The 13,853-nt window shown below is 58.7% G+C and carries 10 protein-coding genes; 8 read left to right on the plus strand and 2 right to left on the minus strand.

Going from position 1 to position 13,853, the window contains the following annotated elements; all coding sequences use genetic code 11:
* Window positions 1–172: 172 nt before the first annotated feature.
* Both OIS50_RS13840 and argB read right to left on the minus strand, forming a co-directional pair.
* Complete coding sequence (locus tag OIS50_RS13840) at window positions 173–1,243, minus strand: M20 family metallo-hydrolase (protein WP_264691225.1); 1,071 nt, start codon at window positions 1,241–1,243, stop codon at window positions 173–175.
* A complete protein-coding gene (argB, locus tag OIS50_RS13845) occupies window positions 1,231–2,100 on the minus strand; it encodes an acetylglutamate kinase (RefSeq protein ID WP_319805296.1) in 870 nt (289 codons plus the stop codon). Before argB ends, OIS50_RS13840 begins: the two co-directional genes overlap by 13 nt.
* 590 nt (window positions 2,101–2,690) lie before the next feature.
* Between argB and OIS50_RS13850 the strand changes: the two genes are divergently transcribed.
* The 8 genes from OIS50_RS13850 to OIS50_RS13885 all read left to right on the plus strand — a co-directional run bounded on the left by OIS50_RS13850 (window position 2,691) and on the right by OIS50_RS13885 (window position 13,841).
* Window positions 2,691–3,266, plus strand: a complete 576-nt coding sequence (locus tag OIS50_RS13850) for a GNAT family N-acetyltransferase (protein ID WP_264691226.1) — start codon at window positions 2,691–2,693, stop codon at window positions 3,264–3,266.
* A gap of 92 nt (window positions 3,267–3,358) precedes the next feature.
* Window positions 3,359–4,546, plus strand: coding sequence for an argininosuccinate synthase (gene argG / locus OIS50_RS13855; protein ID WP_264691227.1), 1,188 nt, complete (start codon window positions 3,359–3,361; stop codon window positions 4,544–4,546).
* Window positions 4,536–5,516 carry an N-acetyl-gamma-glutamyl-phosphate reductase gene (gene argC / locus OIS50_RS13860; protein WP_264691228.1) on the plus strand — a complete coding sequence of 327 codons (981 nt, stop codon included), beginning with the start codon at window positions 4,536–4,538 and terminating at the stop codon, window positions 5,514–5,516. The genes argG and argC overlap by 11 nt, the downstream gene beginning before the upstream one ends.
* 165 nt (window positions 5,517–5,681) lie before the next feature.
* The gene (locus tag OIS50_RS13865; protein WP_264691229.1) at window positions 5,682–6,821 is read left to right on the plus strand and encodes an aspartate aminotransferase family protein; all 1,140 of its coding nucleotides are present in this window, start codon (window positions 5,682–5,684) and stop codon (window positions 6,819–6,821) included.
* A 469-nt stretch (window positions 6,822–7,290) separates the two neighbouring features.
* Window positions 7,291–8,382: a glutamine-hydrolyzing carbamoyl-phosphate synthase small subunit gene (gene carA, locus OIS50_RS13870; RefSeq protein WP_264691230.1), complete on the plus strand. Its 1,092-nt coding sequence runs from the start codon at window positions 7,291–7,293 to the stop codon at window positions 8,380–8,382.
* A gap of 203 nt (window positions 8,383–8,585) precedes the next feature.
* Window positions 8,586–11,837: a carbamoyl-phosphate synthase (glutamine-hydrolyzing) large subunit gene (gene carB, locus OIS50_RS13875; protein WP_264691231.1), complete on the plus strand. Its 3,252-nt coding sequence runs from the start codon at window positions 8,586–8,588 to the stop codon at window positions 11,835–11,837.
* 224 nt (window positions 11,838–12,061) lie between these two features.
* On the plus strand, window positions 12,062–12,862 hold the full coding sequence (locus OIS50_RS13880; protein WP_264691232.1) for a hypothetical protein: 801 nt from the start codon (window positions 12,062–12,064) through the stop codon (window positions 12,860–12,862).
* A gap of 34 nt (window positions 12,863–12,896) precedes the next feature.
* Complete coding sequence (locus tag OIS50_RS13885) at window positions 12,897–13,841, plus strand: N-acetylornithine carbamoyltransferase (RefSeq protein ID WP_264691233.1); 945 nt, start codon at window positions 12,897–12,899, stop codon at window positions 13,839–13,841.
* Window positions 13,842–13,853: the final 12 nt, after the last annotated feature.

Consider the following 13,853-nt stretch of genomic DNA (forward strand, 5'->3'; position numbering starts at 1 on the left):
AGGAGGGGCTAGGGGTGGTTGAAAGGCTAGAGCTAAATTGGGTAGGTGGCTAAATACTAGTGGCTAGGTCTAAAGGTCGTTCAAACGTCAAAGTCAACCACCCCTAGCCCCTCCTCATCTGAGGAGGGAAACTAGTCCTAGCATCTAATCTGATAGCGAGCTTTAACTCTAATCAAAACTTAAAGCCTTCCAGTAACTCTACGTATCCGCTGATGCCGCTGCAGATTTCGCTGAGCAGAATGTACTCGTCGGGGGTGTGCGAGCGGGCTGAGTCGCCGGGGCCCATCTTCACGGTTTCGAACGGCATTACAGCTTGGTCGGAGAGCGTGGCCGAGCCGAACGTCTTCCGCCCAAGGGCCAGGCCGCGCTGCACCAGCAAGTGCTCGGGCGCTATGCGCGAGGAGTTCAGGTACAGCGACCTAGGCGTTGCTTCGGAGCTGATGTGTTGCTGCACGGTGCGCACCACCTCGGCGTTGGAGTAGAACTCGTTGGTGCGCACATCCACCACAAAGTGGCAACGGTCGGGCACTACGTTGTGCTGCGAGCCGGCTTGCACTTGCGTTACAGTCATCTTCACGGGCCCGAGCAGCGGCGACACTTTCGGAAACTGGTACTGCCGAATCCATTCGATATCCTGCACGGCTTTGTAGAGCGCGTTTTCGCCTTCGTCGCGGGCGGCGTGGCCGGTGCGGCCGTGCGCTACGCAGTCAAGCACCACCAAGCCTTTCTCAGCAATGGCCATGTCCATTTTGGTGGGTTCCCCCACAATCCCTAGGTCGATGCGGCCGAGCTGGGGCAGGATGCTGCGCACCCCATTGGCGCCCGATACTTCTTCCTCGGCCGTGATGGCGCAGATGAGGTTAAACCCTAGGTCGGGACGCGTGCGGAAGTACAGGAAGGTAGCCAGCAAGCTCACCGCCGAAGCCCCGGCGTCGTTGCTACCCAGGCCCACGAGTTTGTCGCCCTCGAGCACGGCCCCGAAAGGGTCGTACGTCCAGGTGCTGCCGGGCTTTACGGTGTCGTGGTGCGAGTTGAGCAGAATGGTTGGCTTGGCGGCATCGAAGTGCTCGTTAACGGCCCACACGTTGTGCTGCGCGCGCTGCGGCGCGGCGCCGTGCTGCTGCAGAAACGCGAAGATGAGGTCGGCAGTAGCACCCTCCTCCCGCGAAAACGACGGCGTGCGAATCAGCTGCTGCAACAGCGCAATGGCCTCGTCTGTGAGGCGCGAAATCAGCTCCGGCATAGCACGGTTTTCACGGGCTCGTTGATCTTGAGCGCGTTTTCGATGATAACCTGCTCCACGCCAGCCGCCAGAGCGGCAAAGGCATTGTCGAGCTTCGGAATCATGCCGGCGGCAATAATACCCTCGGCTTTCAGCTGCTGATACAGCGCGGGCGTAATGCGCGGCACCACCGAGCTGTCGTCGTTTACGTCGCGCAGCACGCCATCCTTCTCAAAGCAGAAGTGCAGCTCTACCTGGTAGTGCGGCGCCAGCGCGCGGGCCAGCGCGCTGGCAATGGTATCGGCGTTGGTGTTCAGCAGCTGCCCCTGGCCATCGTGCGTAATGGCGCAGAACACCGGCGTGAGGTCGGCGGCCAGCAGCTGCTGCACCACGGCAGTGTCGATGCTGCCGGCGTCGATGTCGCCCACAAAACCGTAGTCGATGTCCTTTACCGGCCGCTTGCTGGCCCGCACCGCGTTGCCATCGGCCCCCGACAGCCCTAGGGCATTTACGCCGCTGGCCTGCAGCAGGGCCACCAATTGCTTGTTGGTTTTGCCAGCGTAAAACATCGTTACGATGTCGAGCGTGGCGGCGTCGGTGATGCGGCGGCCCTGCACCATTTTGGGCTCGATGCCTAGGTCGCTGAGCATCTGGTTGGCGCCTTTGCCGCCGCCGTGCACCAACATTTTGCGGCCGGGCACTTGGGCAAACGCCTGCACAAAACGGCGGAGCTGCGCCTCGTCGTCGAGGATGCCGCCGCCAATCTTGAATAGTTTGAGGATTTCTTTCATCCGAAAGTCAGCAGAGAGGCCCGACACGCGCTTTTCGGCCCTAGGTGCAGGGCGCCGGCTTGGGGCCAGCAGGCAATGGGCCGGCATTAGTTGCGCATTTTTTTTGCCGCCGGGCCGGCAAAGTTTCCGAAAAAAAACATCTAGTATTGCAACGTTTTTCCGGTGCCCCTCATTTACACCGTCAGAAAAACTCTCCTGCTGGCCCTTTAGGGGCGTTGGTGTTTGTCATGATTCGTTTTACTTCTCTTGTGCATTTGCGACGATCGAACCGGATCGTGCGAATTAAGCCAGCCTAGAGCTGGCTTGCCGATAGCCGTTTGTGTTTGCCCTTCGTGCTACCAACACGGCTCCGCTCACAGAGCGGAAATATCAAGAGAACAGAACAACTGACAATCAACAGACTGACACGAGTGTAGGACGCGGTACATGTACTGAAGGTGGCTTTGCGTAAATGCCCCACCTGAGCAACGGCCCGTTTGGCCGGTTGCCCGCCCCAGCCAATCCCCTACTGGCACCCCTCCCCGGATACCGAGCCCACCTAGGCGGCTTGGTCGTTGCAACGTCGGCCGCTGGCCCTGTTTGCGCCGCGTACCGTTAGCGTACATCTGCTGCTTTTTCCTGACTTCCCCGACATTTTTTGCCGCGCTCCGCAGGCCGGCACCATCGTCTACACCCCAATGATTTTACGAGTTGCTAATGCTGCCGACGTGCAGCATGTAGAAACGCTTTGTCAATGGTACGAGGAATCGGCCAAACAGCGGGGCGTGGGCATCGCCAAGCGCGACCCTAACTACCTGAAGAAGAAGATGGAAACGGGCAACGCCATCATCGCATTCATTGGCGAACAGCTGGCCGGCTTCTGCTACATCGAGACCTTCGAGGACCAGAAATTCATCGTCAACTCGGGCCTGATCGTGAACACCCAGCTGCGCAAAGAGGGCCTGGGCCGCGCCATCAAAAACGAGGTGTTCAAACTCTCGCGCACCAAGTACCCCGGCGCCAAGCTGTTCGGCATTACCACCTCCGGGCCGGTGATGAAAATGAACACCGACCTGGGCTACCGCCCCGTGGCCTTCCCCGAGCTCACGCAGTCGGACGACTTCTGGAAGGGTTGCTCGTCGTGCAAGTACTACCCCATTCTGGAGGAAAACCAGCGTCGTATGTGCCTGTGCACCGGCATGTTGTACGACAACCTGAACGACGAGTACGGGCAGAAGCCGCAGGAAACCATCGAATTCATCAGTAATCAGTAGTTGGTTTTGGGTACTGAGACAAACTCACTGGGTTGGCTCTCGCTCTTCGCCGCGCATACTGACTACTCACTACTTCCTACTCACTACAAAGCATGAAAAAGGTAGTTCTCGCCTACAGCGGCGGGTTGGATACGTCCTACTGCGTCGTTTATCTGACGAAAGAACTGGGCCTGGAAGTCCACACGGTAATCGTCAACTCGGGCGGCTTCTCGGAGAAGGAGCTGGCCGGCATCGAAAAGCGCGCCTACGAAATGGGCTCCAAGCGCCACGAGGTGATTGACGTAACCGAGCGTTTCTACCAACAGTGCCTGCGCTACCTGCTGGCGGGAAACATCCTAAAAAACGACACCTACCCGCTGAGCGTCAGCGCGGAGCGCATGTTCCAGTCGCTGGCTTTGGCCGAGTACGCCCGCGAAAACAAGGCCGATTACATTGCCCACGGCAGCACCGGCGCCGGCAACGACCAGGTACGATTCGACGTGGCTTTCTCGGTGATTTCACCCAACACCGAAATCCTCACGCCCATCCGCGACCTGCGTCTTTCGCGCCAGCAGGAAATCGAGTACCTGCAGGCCAACGGTGTGGAGATGAGCTGGGAAAAAGCCAAATACTCCATCAACAAGGGCATTTGGGGCACCAGCGTGGGCGGCGTCGAAACGCTGACCTCGCGCCAGGGCCTGCCGGAGTCGGCCTGGCCGACGCAGCTCTCGGCAACCGAGCCGCAGGAAATCAGCATCACCTTCGAAAAAGGTGAGCCGGTGGCGCTGAACGGCGAGCAGATGAAGCCGGTAGACCTGATTGTGGCGCTGAACGAGCTGGCCGGTAAGTACGCCATTGGCCGCGATACGCACGTGGGCGACACCATCCTAGGCATCAAAGGCCGAGTGGGCTTCGAGGCTCCGGCCCCGCTGATTCTTATCAAAAGCCACCACCTGCTGGAGAAGCACACCTCCTCACGCTGGCAGCTGCTGCACAAAGACTACATCGCCAATTGGTACGGCACGCTGCTGCACGAGGCGCAGTACCTCGATCCGGTGATGCGCGATATGGAAGCTTTCTTGGAGTCGTCGCAGCAGCGCGTGTCAGGCACGGTGTACGTGTCGTTGAAGCCTTATCAGTTTGAGCTGCTGGGCATCGAGTCGGAATTTGACATGATGCAGTCGAAAGTGGCGACCTACGGTGAGGAGAACAACGCCTGGGATTCGCGCGACGCCAAAGGGTTTATCAAGATTTTCAGCAACCAGCTGCGCATTCACGCTTCCTTCAACGATGAAAATTAAGGTTGGCATCGTCGGCGGGGCCGGCTACACGGCCGGAGAGCTGATCCGCATTCTGCTGCACCACGAGTTCGTGGAGCTGGGCGCTATCGTCAGCTCGTCGAGCGCAGGCAAGCCGGTGCACCAGGCACACGACGACCTGGTGGGCGAAACGGACCTGCGCTTTGCCGCGGAGCTGGCCGGCGACGAAGACGTGGTGTTCCTCTGCCTGGGCCACGGCAACTCGCGGGCGTTTCTTGAAAAGCAACCGCTGCCGGAAACCACCCACGTCATCGACCTCAGCAACGATTTCCGCCTAGGTGCTGATCGGGAGTTTCAGGACCGGGAGTTCGTGTACGGGCTGCCGGAGCTGAACAAGACGCGCATTCAGCAGGCCCAAAGCATTGCCAACCCCGGCTGCTTTGCTACGTCTATTCAACTGGCCCTGCTGCCGCTGGCCCAGGCCGGCCGCCTCACCGACGACGTGCACGTATCGGCCATTACCGGCAGCACGGGCGCGGGGCAGAGCCTATCGGAGACGGTGCATTTCTCGTGGCGTTCGAACAACGTGTCCATCTACAAGCCTTTCACGCACCAGCACCTAGGGGAAATTGGGGAGAGCCTGGCGCAACTGCAGCCCGAGCTGGCAATGGACATCAACTTCATTCCCTACCGCGGCAACTTCACCCGCGGCATCTTCGCCAGCGTCTACACGCCGTCGGATTTGACGCAGGAGGAAGCGCGGGAGCTGTACCAGAAGTTCTACGCCGACGCGCCATTTACCACGGTGTCGGACAAGGAAGTGCACCTGAAGCAGGTAGTAAACACCAATAAGAGCCTGCTGCACGTGCAAAAATTCGGCAAGCAGCTGCTCATTACCTCGGTTATCGATAACCTCGTGAAGGGCGCTTCGGGCCAGGCCATCCAGAACATGAACCTGCTCTTCGGCTTGCCCGAAACGACGGGGCTCCACCTCAAATCGGTGCTTTTCTAATGTATTAGCACGGTCATGCTGAGCTTGTCGAAGCATCTCTACCGCTTCTCTAGGGGTAATAAATCGCAATCAGAACGTAATGCTTCGACAAGCTCAGCATTACGTTCTGATTGCCGCTCAACGGTTTCTCAGTTCTAATCTCTCAGCTCTCAGTTCTAACCCCAAATGGAGCTTTTCAACGTCTATCCGCTCAACGACATCACGCCGGTGCGCGCCCTCGGGGCGCAGCTCTGGGACGACCGTGGGCAGCAGTACCTCGACTTCTACGGCGGCCACGCCGTAATCAGCATCGGCCACAGCCACCCGCACTACGTGCAGCGCATCACCGCGCAGGTGCAGCAGATCGGCTTCTACTCGAACTCGGTGCACATCCCGATTCAGCGGGAGCTGGCGCGGAAGCTGGGCGAGGTGTCAGGTTATGAGGACTACACGCTGTTCTTGTGCAACTCGGGCGCCGAGGCCAACGAGAATGCGCTGAAGCTAGCTTCCTTCCACACCGGCAAAAGCCACGTTATTGCGTTTAAGGGCGCATTCCACGGCCGCACGTCGGGCGCGGTGGCGGCTACCGACAATCCGAAGATTGTCGCGCCGTTCAACGCCGGTCACCCCATCAGCTTCCTGCCCTACGACTTGGCGGAAGTAGAGCGGGTGCTGCAGGAAGGCAAGACCTGCGCCGTCATCATCGAGCCGATTCAGGGCGTGGGCGGCATCATCATGCCTTCCGACGAGTTCCTGCAGGGCCTGGAGCAGCTGTGCCAGCAGTACGGCGCCGTCCTCATTGCCGATGAAGTGCAGAGTGGCTACGGCCGCAGCGGCAAGTTCTTCGCGCACCAGCACGCCGGTGTGCGGCCGGGTATCATCTCGGTGGCCAAAGGCATGGGCAACGGTTTTCCCATCGGTGGCATCCTGATTGCGCCGGAGTTCCAGGCTTCGTACGGGCTGCTGGGCACTACTTTCGGCGGCAACCACTTGGCTTGCGCCGCCGCGCTGGCGGTGCTGGAAGTCATCGAGCAGGAAAACCTGCTGGCGCACGCCCGCGAAATGGGCGAGTACCTGAAGCAGGAGTTGCTGCAAAACGCCGGCGCCCAGGAAGTGCGCGGCCGCGGGCTGATGATCGGCCTGAAGTACGACTTCCCCATCAAGGACGTGCGCGACAAGCTGCTCTCGGAACACCACATCTTCGTGGGCAACGCCTCCGACCCGACGGTGCTGCGCCTGCTGCCGCCACTGAACATCAAGCGCGCGGAAGTCGACCAGTTTTTGCAAGCGCTGTACGCAATAATTCCGGCAGATGTAAGGAGTTAAGCAACCGGCAGCCTAACTTGCGGCCTTAATGAGTGGCACCACGAGGTTCACGAGCAAAGCTCACCTTCTGATTAGCCGCACGCTGCCATTGCCCCTTGCGGCGCAGCACCCGGCTGGCTCTTTCCAGGAAAGAGCAGCCATCGAATTTTCTTTCCAGCAGCCGAGCCTACCAGACTTCCCGATGCCTGACATCTGGGATCGGTATTGTGCGGGGCCGATTGATCTACACGCTTTCGACCCCGTTTGGCTTAAGTGCTTTTTCGGCTGGAACAGACCCCTGATTTATGGTCCTGTTCCAGCCGAAAATCTTTTTGGGCACATCCGCTGCCCTTTCAGGCCGTCACGTTTGCGGCCGCCGCAACCCAACCATCGAAATCGAATCGTCTGGCTCCCCCTCTCTTTTGGAGAGGGGGCCGGGGGGTGAGGTCGAAACTCAACAACAGCATAAACCCCTTTTTCGCACAACAGAGTGGAAAACGCTAAAACGGTGAAGCTGGTGCTCGAAGACGGCACCGAAATCCAGGGCAGCTCCTTCGGGGCATTTACCTCGGCCGCGGGCGAAGTGGTGTTCAGCACGGCCATGACCGGCTACCCCGAAAACCTCACCGATCCGTCCTTCGCCGGGCAGATCCTGGTGCTCACCTACCCCATCGTGGGCAACTACGGCGTGCCGGGCGAGGAGCTGTACGAGTCCATTTCCAAGATCTTCGAGTCGGATAAGATTCATGTGGCCGGCCTAGTGGTGAACTACTACTCCGAGGAGCACAGCCACTGGAACGCCGCCAAGAGCCTCGGCGACTGGCTGGCCGAGTACAACATCCCCGGCATCTACGGCGTGGATACCCGCATGCTCACCAAGAAGCTGCGAGAGAAGGGCGCCATGCTCGGCAAAATCGTGGCCGAAGAGGACGTGCCCCTGCACGACCCCAACCAGGACAACCTGGTGGCCCAGGTAAGCCCCGAGGGCGTGCAGCACTACGGCACGGGCAAAAACAAAATCGTGCTGGTGGACTGCGGCACCAAGACCAACATCATCCGCTGCTTTTTGGAGCGCGACGTGGAGCTGATCCGCGTGCCCTGGGACTACGACTTCACCCAGCTCGATTACGACGGCCTGTTCCTGAGCAACGGCCCCGGCGACCCGAAAATGTGCGTGCCGACGATTGAGCACCTGCAGAAAGCCCTGCAACAGGACAAGCCGATCTTCGGCATCTGCCTGGGCTCCCAGCTTATGGGCCTCGCTGCAGGCGGCGACACGTTTAAGCTCAAGTACGGCCACCGCAGCCACAACCAGCCGGTGAAACTCACGGGCACCCAGCGCAGCTACATCACCAGCCAGAACCACGGCTTCGCGGTGGACACCGCCACACTGCCCGCCGAGTGGGACATGCTGTTCGAGAACCTCAACGACGGCACCTGCGAAGGCATCAAGCACAAAACCAAGCCCTTCTTCTCCACCCAGTTTCACCCCGAGGCAGCCGGCGGCCCCCAGGACACGGAGTTTTTGTTCGACCAGTTTCTGGAGGAGGTAGAGAAGTACAAGGCGCAGCAAGCCAGCTAAGCTAGAGCTAGTTCCCCTCCTCAGATGAGGAGGGGCTAGGGGTGGTTGACTAGTCGTTGAACAACCCCTAGATCTAACCTCTAATTCTAGTCTTTCAACCACCCCCAGCCCCTCCTCATCTGAGGAGGGGAGCTAGTCTTAAACCTAGCAAGCACGCAAATTCATTTTCTCCTCAACATACATTTTCTACCACCACGGCAAGGATGGAGAAACCACAGAAAGTCTTGATTCTCGGTTCCGGCGCCCTCAAAATCGGGGAGGCCGGTGAGTTCGATTACTCCGGTTCGCAGGCCCTCAAGGCGCTGAAAGAGGAAGGCATCCGCACCATCCTCATCAACCCCAACATTGCCACCGTGCAGACGTCGGACGACATTGCCGACGACGTGTACTTCCTGCCCGTGACGCCCTACTTCGTGGAGGAGGTCATCAAGAAGGAGCAGCCCGACGGCATTCTGGTGGCCTTCGGCGGCCAAACGGCCCTGAACTGCGCCGTAGCCTTGTACCGCGCCGGCGTGTTCGAGAAGTACAACGTGCGCGTGCTCGGCACACCCGTGCAGAGCATCATCGACACCGAGGACCGCGACATCTTCAAGGAAAAGCTCGACCAGATCGGCGTGCTCACGGCCCGCAGCGAAGCCGTAACCACGATGGAGGACGCCTTGGCCGCGGCGGAGCGAATTGGCTTCCCCATTATCGTGCGCGCCGCCTTTGCGCTGGGCGGCCTGGGCAGCGGCTTCGCCAACAACATGGAGGAGCTGCGTGCCCTGGCCCAGAAGGCCTTCTCGACTTCGGACCAGATTCTGGTGGAAGAGTCCTTGAAGGGCTGGAAGGAAGTGGAGTACGAAGTGGTGCGCGACCAGTTCGACAACTGCATCACCGTCTGCAACATGGAGAACTTCGACCCCATCGGTATTCACACCGGGGAGAGCATCGTGGTGGCGCCGTCGCAGACCCTGAGCAACCGCGAGTACCACAAGCTGCGCAGCATCGGCATCAAGACCATCCGCCACCTGGGCATCGTGGGCGAGTGCAACATTCAGTACGCCCTCGACCCGCACTCGGAGGAGTACCGCGTGATTGAGGTGAATGCCCGTTTGTCGCGCTCCTCGGCCCTGGCTTCCAAGGCTACCGGCTACCCGCTGGCCTTCGTGGCCGCCAAGCTCAGCCTGGGCTACTCCCTGGCCGAGCTGAAAAACAGCGTGACGCAGACCACTTCGGCCTTCTTCGAGCCTTCGCTCGATTACTTGGTGGTGAAGCTGCCGCGCTGGGACCTAGGGAAGTTCTCGGGCGTGCAGCGCCAGATCGGCTCGGCCATGAAGAGCGTGGGCGAGGTTATGGCCATCGGCAAAACCTTCGAGGAAGCCGTGCAGAAGGGCCTGCGCATGCTCGACACCGGCCGGCGCGGCTTCGTGGCCAACAAGCCCGAGCCGATTGACCTTGCCAATCTCGACACGCTGCTGAGCGAGCCGAACGAGGAGCGCATCTTCGCCATCAACGAGGCCTTCCAGGCCGGCTACGACGTGGAGCGCGTGTACGAACTCACGCGCATCGACCGGTGGTTTTTGCAGCGCCTCTACGGCATCTACCAGCTGAGCCAGCAGCTCGGCGAGAAGCGCCAGCAGGGCGGCCTCGATGCCCTCGATACCGATTTGCTGCGCCAAGCCAAGAAGTCGGGCTTTTCGGACCAGCAGCTGGCCGTGCAGCTCCTCGGCCCAGCCGAGGTGAAAGCCAACGAAATGCTGGTGCGCGCCCGCCGCAAGGCCCTGGGCGTGGTGCCCGTGGTCAAGCAAATCGACACGCTGGCGGCCGAATTCCCGGCCCAAACCAACTACCTCTACCTCACCTACCACGGTACCGAAAACGACCTGGAGCCGGAAACCGACAAGTCGGTGGTGGTGCTGGGCTCGGGCGTGTACCGCATCGGCTCGTCGGTGGAGTTTGACTGGTGCGGCGTCAACGCGGCCCAAACGGTGAACGAGGAGGGCTACAAGTCCATCATCATCAACTACAACCCCGAAACCGTAAGCACCGACTACGACGTGTCGGACCGCCTGTACTTCGAGGAGTTGAGCTACGAGCGGGTGATGGACATTCTGGACTTCGAGGAGCCGCAGGGCGTGATTCTGAGCACCGGCGGGCAGATTCCGAACAACATTGCCACCCGCCTCGAAGCCGCCGGCGCGCCCATCCTGGGCACCGCCGCCGCGCGCATCGACGAGGCCGAAAACCGCCACAAGTTCAGCAGCATCATGGACGAGCTGGGCATTGCCCAACCGCGCTGGAGCGAGCTGACCACCATGGAGGCCATCTACGACTTCGTGAAGCAGGTGGGCTTCCCGGTGCTGATCCGCCCGAGCTACGTGCTGTCGGGCGCGGCCATGAACGTGGTGTCGAACGTGCAGGAGCTGCAGGAGTACCTGAAGCTGGCCGCCGAGGTCAGCGCCGAATATCCGGTTGTCGTTTCAGAATTCATCCAGGAAGCCAAGGAAATCGAGCTGGACGCCGTGGCCGACCGGGGCGAAATCATGTCGTACGCCATATCGGAGCACGTGGAGTTTGCCGGCGTGCACTCCGGCGACGCTACCATGTACTACCCGCCGCAGCGCGTGTACGTGGGCACGGTGCGCAAGCTCAAGGTCATTGCCGAGAAGATTGCCAAGCGCTTCCAGATCAGCGGGCCGTTCAACATCCAGTTCTTGGAGAAAAACCGCGAAATCCGCGTTATCGAGTGCAACCTGCGCGCCTCGCGTAGCTTCCCCTTCGTGAGCAAGGTATCGGGCAACAACCTGATCAAAAAGGCCACGAAAGTGCTACTGGGCAAGCACGTGGAGCGCGACGCGAGCGAGCTGGTGTACGACCTGCCCTTCGTGGGCGTGAAGGCCTCGCAGTTCTCTTTCACCCGCCTGCAAGGCGCCGACCCGGTGCTGCGCGTGGACATGACCTCGACCGGCGAAGTGGGCTGCTTGGGCGACACGGCCGAGGAAGCGCTGCTGAAGTCGCTGCTGTCGGTGGGCTACCGCATTCCGGAGAAGACGGTGCTGATTTCCAGCGGCCCGCTCACCTCCAAAGTGGCCCTGCTGGAATCGGCCCAAATGCTGGTGCAGAAGGGTTACACCATCTACGCCACGCACGGCACGCACCTTTTCTTCACCGAAAACAACGTGCCCAGCTCCCTGGTCTACTGGCCCGACGAGCTGCAGGAGCCCAACGCCCTGACCTACCTGCGCGAGCGGAAAATCGACTTGGTCATCAACATCCCCAAGAACATGACCAAGGGCGAGCTGGACAACGACTACAAAATCCGCCGCACGGCCGTCGACTTCAACATCCCGCTCATCACCAACGCCCGCTTGGCCAAAGCCTTCATCCACGCCTTCTGCACGCTGAAGCTGCAGGATCTGAGCATCAAGAGTTGGAAGGAATTCAAGGCGGAAGCTGCGCCGGTGCTGGCCTAGGTAGCTGATAGAATGCGCTGAAATAAGAACGTCATGTCGAGCTTGGCGAAGCATCTCTACCGCTTCGCGTGCTTTCAGCATGACGTTCTTTTTTTGCTGTTCTGCTTTTCTGCTAACCCGAGGGAAGTCGTACTATACATCGGTAACACCAGGGCAATGTGCACCGAAGCAGCCTCACTAGTTAGATCAAGAGGGTAAAAATATTTCATCAAAACAGTTCATATATGATTGACAACCATGTCTATCGGCAATTTGCTTGGAACACTATAATTGTAATAGAATCGCTACCACAAAAGGAAAGAACTGGCCAAGAGTTGGTAAATTCTATTTTAGGAAGACGGGCAGAGCAGCATGGGTTTCTATGCGGATATTGCAACGTTTACAGTGCCGAGGATTTCATTGGCGCACTCGAAGAAGTTAAATCAGGAGCAAAAGAAGATGGATTTTTACCAATTATACATATTGAAGCTCACGGTTCTAATCAAGGTTTAGAGATGGAATCTGGAGAAGTAATAACCTGGAATATTCTGGGTTTGCATCTTCGGCATATCAATACCCTGACCAAAAATAACCTATTGGTGGTGCTGGGGGCCTGCTATGGAATAGAGATATGGCAGCAGATTACCGTAATAACAAGAGCACCGTTTTGGGGAGTACTAGCTCCTTTAGAAAAAGTTAGTGAAGCAACTGCACATGAGAGTTTTGTTAATTTTTATGAAAAAATAACCGATCCAAAATTTGATGATTTTGTAGAAGCTGTTCGTGCTATGAATCAGTTTATTGACCCTCCTGTATTTCAATTTATAGATTCACAAGAACTTTTTGATTTAGCATGGAAATCTTTTAAAGAAGAATTTGACACCGAGCAAAAAATAAATTTAATGGTCGACTATCTTATTGAAAATGGCAACGTGCACCCTTCGGTTGACAAGGTGCAGCTCAGAAATTATTGGATTCAAATTTTCAAGCTTGGTGATGAAGGGAAGCATCATGTGTTTAATTTTTATATGATGTTGGATAAATGAAGCTTGACGTTCTAAAATTCCGTAGAACCAACCCATGAAAAAATTCACCTCCTTCGCCGACGTACCCGACTACCGCGCCCTGCTGCAACAGGCGCTGGAGATTAAGCAGAACCCCTTCGGCTACCAGCAACTGGGCAAGAACAAAACCGTCGGGCTGATTTTCTTCAACCCCAGCCTGCGCACCCGCTTGAGCTCCATTAAGGCGGCCTACAACCTAGGGGCACAAGCATGGGTACTCAACGCCGGCGCCGACTCCTGGACCCTGGAAATGGCCGACGGCGCCGTGATGAACGGCGGCACGCAGGAGCACATCAAGGAAGCTATTGCCGTGATGAGCCAGTACTGCGACGTGCTGGGCGTGCGTACCTTCCCCGGCCTCAAGGACCGCGACGAGGACTACAATGAGGTAGTGTTCAACAAGATTCTGCAGTACGCCACCGTGCCCGTCATCAGCCTGGAAAGCGCCACGCTGCACCCGTTGCAGTCGTTTGCCGACCTCATTACCGTGGCCGAAACCAAGCAAACCGAGCGCGTGAAAGTGGTGCTGACCTGGGCCCCGCACGTGCGCGCCCTGCCCCAATGCGTGCCCAACTCCTTCGCCGACTGGTTTTCGGAGGTTGATTGGGTAGACTTCGTCATCACCCACCCCGAGGGCTACGAGCTGGCCGAACAGTTCACCAAGGCCGCCCGCATCGAGTACGACCAAGCCAAAGCCCTGGAAGGCGCCGACTACGTGTACGCCAAGAACTGGAGCAGCTACCGCAAATACGGCCAGGTAATCACCCAGGACCCGAGCTGGATGGTGGACGCCCGCCACATGGCCCTCACCAACAACGCTAAGTTCATCCACTGCCTGCCGGTGCGCCGCAACGTGGAGGTAAGCGACGCGGTGCTCGACTCGCCCAACTCCCTGGTGGTGCAGGAAGCCGGCAACCGCGTCTTCTCCATGCAAACGGTGCTGCACGAGATGCTGAAGTAGCCACTTCTCTCC

This window comes from Hymenobacter sp. YIM 151858-1 (assembly GCF_025979705.1).
Taxonomy (GTDB): Bacteria; Bacteroidota; Bacteroidia; order Cytophagales; family Hymenobacteraceae; genus Solirubrum.

What these genes read in the sequence shown, in the direction of transcription:
- OIS50_RS13840 (WP_264691225.1), bottom strand. Translation starts at nt 1,243, where the DNA reads ATGCCGGAGCTGATTTCGCGCCTCACAGACGAGGCCATTGCGCTGTTG.
- argB (WP_319805296.1), bottom strand. Translation starts at nt 2,100, where the DNA reads ATGCCGGCCCATTGCCTGCTGGCCCCAAGCCGGCGCCCTGCACCTAGG.
- OIS50_RS13850 (WP_264691226.1), top strand. Translation starts at nt 2,691, where the DNA reads ATGATTTTACGAGTTGCTAATGCTGCCGACGTGCAGCATGTAGAAACG.
- argG (WP_264691227.1), top strand. Translation starts at nt 3,359, where the DNA reads ATGAAAAAGGTAGTTCTCGCCTACAGCGGCGGGTTGGATACGTCCTAC.
- argC (WP_264691228.1), top strand. Translation starts at nt 4,536, where the DNA reads ATGAAAATTAAGGTTGGCATCGTCGGCGGGGCCGGCTACACGGCCGGA.
- OIS50_RS13865 (WP_264691229.1), top strand. Translation starts at nt 5,682, where the DNA reads ATGGAGCTTTTCAACGTCTATCCGCTCAACGACATCACGCCGGTGCGC.
- carB (WP_264691231.1), top strand. Translation starts at nt 8,586, where the DNA reads ATGGAGAAACCACAGAAAGTCTTGATTCTCGGTTCCGGCGCCCTCAAA.
- OIS50_RS13880 (WP_264691232.1), top strand. Translation starts at nt 12,062, where the DNA reads ATGATTGACAACCATGTCTATCGGCAATTTGCTTGGAACACTATAATT.
- OIS50_RS13885 (WP_264691233.1), top strand. Translation starts at nt 12,897, where the DNA reads ATGAAAAAATTCACCTCCTTCGCCGACGTACCCGACTACCGCGCCCTG.